This window comes from Serratia sp. 506_PEND (assembly GCF_001076875.1).
Classification (GTDB): domain Bacteria; phylum Pseudomonadota; class Gammaproteobacteria; order Enterobacterales; family Enterobacteriaceae; genus Serratia; species Serratia marcescens.
This window is the reverse complement of the sequence record NZ_JVEL01000371.1, coordinates 1-2,842: the sequence shown is the minus strand read 5'-3', so window position 1 is coordinate 2,842 and position 2,842 is coordinate 1. Positions and strand designations below refer to the sequence as shown.

The 2,842-nt window shown below is 42.3% G+C and carries 3 protein-coding genes; all 3 read left to right on the top strand.

Features of this window, described 5'->3' with window-relative positions; all coding sequences use genetic code 11:
• The coding region (locus ADK28_RS32150) for a hypothetical protein (protein ID WP_161802712.1) at positions 1–404 on the top strand (404 nt) is incomplete at its 5' end.
• 1 nt (position 405) lies between these two features.
• Positions 406–2,037 (top strand): glycosyltransferase, encoded by a 1,632-nt coding sequence (locus ADK28_RS12370; RefSeq protein WP_048795782.1) that lies wholly within the window; start codon positions 406–408, stop codon positions 2,035–2,037.
• 7 nt (positions 2,038–2,044) lie between these two features.
• Positions 2,045–2,842 (top strand): glycosyltransferase (locus tag ADK28_RS12365; RefSeq protein WP_048795781.1); only part of this gene is annotated, 798 nt, incomplete at its 3' end.

Here is a 2,842-nt window from a genome sequence, read left to right as displayed (position 1 = left end):
GTTCATTAACTCGAGGAGAGTTTATTAAGCAACTCTTCGAAGCTTTGGCATTCTCTGCAGATAGTTCGCTCTTTGAGCAATACCTGGTTCTTGAATCAGAATTGCAGGTTTTCTCATCAGGATCCGATAAGAATAAACTTGATACCTGGTATCCTGAGCATGTGTTGCCTGGCTTACATGCATTGGATGAAGTTGAGAGCAGGGAAGCTGAGCGTCTTGAAACAGAGTCGGCATTAAAAGATAAAAAACATGCTTATAATGAACTGTTGAAGTCTAAAGACTATGCTGAGAAATTAGCATTTGAACGAATGGATGAGATTGATAAACTCAAGCTGGAGTTAAGCAATATTAAGTCTAGTACCCTTTGGCGGATATCCAGACTATTCAGAGGCAAAAGGAATTGATATGAGCAGTGAGACGCTTCATTGGTCAATTGACTCTATGGTCAAAAGAGGCACGACGGTATTCAGCTATGGCTGGATATTTAGTGAAACTAAGCGTATTAAGCAGCTTGCATTACTCCAAGTTGATAAAAGTGGTTTGTTATCTAGCATTAACGTGGATTATGGGAAAAGTCGGGAGGATGTAGGCTCCTATTTTTCTGAATTCGAGCAAGCTGCTCATTCGGGATATATTGTTTATGGTTCATTCAGTGCTGCTGTCGCACAACATGGTTTAAAACTGCTTTGCACCTACGAAGACGGTACGACGGAAAGCATTGATGTTCCAGAAAGCCATTATATCCACGCAGGCAATGAAAATAACGAAACGGCCATACATAAAAAAGTTGTTTTAAAGCAAATGCTTGTGCTCGTTAAACGTGCTTTGATGTTGCTTAAAGGTGGGAATATCTCCCTGCTTTATAATAAAATAAAGCGATATAAGCGTCACGAACCCACGACAGGATTAAATGTCGCGAGTGATATTTCCAAAGTTTTAAGTCAGAAAGAGCGTGAGAAAGTTATCTTTTTCCTGGATCATGATCTGGGCGGAGGTGCTAATCATTATAGAAATCGACTGATACAAGACAAGATCAGCGATGGGTTTTCTGCATTGGTTCTTGCTTTCAATATCAGAACCTTGTCTTACAAATTGATTGTCAAAAGCGAGCTGGTCGATAAGCATTATAAAATTCCGGATGAAGGGTTTGTTTTCGAACTCCTGAATTATCTGAAAGTTCAGGAGATCGTCTATAATACCGGGGTCTCATTTGTAAATCCTGAAACCATTCCGAGTTTCTTGCTCGATCTGAAGCTTAAAACTAATGCTACATTGACGACATTGGCTCACGATCTTTTCCCTATTTGCCCTTCGCATTTTCTAATTAATGACAAAGGAAAATATTGTGATATACCTGATCCTCAAGTTTGTCGCTCATGCTTAAAAAATAACACATACGGGTTTACAACATTATTTGAGTCCGGTGATATCAATGAGTGGCGCGATCAGTGGGGCGGGTTGATTATCGCTTCAGATAAGTTTATTACTTTTTCTCAAAATACGTTGGATATTTACCGACGTGTTTATCATCAAATACAGCCAGAAAAAACGGTGGTCGCTCCACATGTTGTGAGCTATCTGCCTCGAAAGGCAGAAGTTCAACAGAAAGAGAGATTACGCATTGGAGTCGTAGGGCAAATTGGGTACCACAAAGGTGCTGAGTTCGTTAAAGAGTTAGCTCTCGAAATAAAAAAAACGGGTTGTCCGGTGGACATTGTGATTATCGGTGCTATTGAAGCCTCATGTCCATCAGATATTGTGACTCAGACAGGTCCTTATAAGCAGAGTGAATTGCCAGATTTACTTGAGGATAAAGGGGTGAATGTTATTTTATTCCCTTCTATCTGGCCTGAGACGTTTTCCTATGTCGTACAGGAAATGGTTGAACTTGGTTATCCCGTCGCTTGCTTTAATCTGGGAGCACCTGCTGAACGACTTAAGAATTATCCAAACGGTTTGATTTTGTCCTCAATGTCTGCTGGCAACGTCTTGCAAGAGTTGATAAAATTCCACCGAAAAATTTATACAATCCAGTGAGGCAGGTATGTCTGAGATTCATGTTTTTACTAGTGCAGCGTTTAACTATATTCCGAAAGTGAGAATGCTGTTTCAGTCTATTCGTAAATATCACCCTGAATGGACAATTCACCTCGCCTTGGCCGATGAGAAAAGGCCCGAAATTGATCTTAGCAATGAACCATTTGACGAAGTCGTCTCCGTTTCTGAATTAGACATCCCGGACTGGAAAGGTTGGGCATATTGCCACACCATCGTGGAACTTGCGACGGCGATTAAACCTTTTATGCTGGCTCGTTTGCTGCAACTGCCAGGCTGCAAAAAGGTGATCTATCTTGATCCAGATACGGTGATCTTTTCTCGTCTCGATGACATTTTGGAGGCATTGGACTCTGCGAATGTCGTGCTGACACCGCACCAGACAAAACCTGAAACCTCTCTATCCGCCGTGATGGATAATGAGATCTGCAGTCTGAAGCATGGCGTTTATAATCTGGGTTTCTGCGCGGTAGCAGCAACCGATGTTGGCCTCTCTTTTGCAAAATGGTGGGGAGAGCGCATTTATCATTTCTGCCGTGCAGATATTCCAAACGGCCTGTTCACCGACCAACGTTGGATCGATCTGGTTCCCGCCTTCTTCAACGACGTGGCGATCATGCGTTCCAGTCGCCACAACGTGGCCACCTGGAATTTAACAACCCGTGATTTTACCGTTGACGAAAAAGGAAATTATTTTGTTGATGGTGAACCGTTAGGCTTCTATCACTTCACCGGCTTCGACAGCGGCGCTCATCGAATCATGGCTTCTAAAAATGCCGGGGATAAT

Coding starts and splice junctions, on each gene's coding strand:
- ADK28_RS12370 (WP_048795782.1), top strand. CDS start 406: ATGAGCAGTGAGACGCTTCATTGGTCAATTGACTCTATGGTCAAAAGA.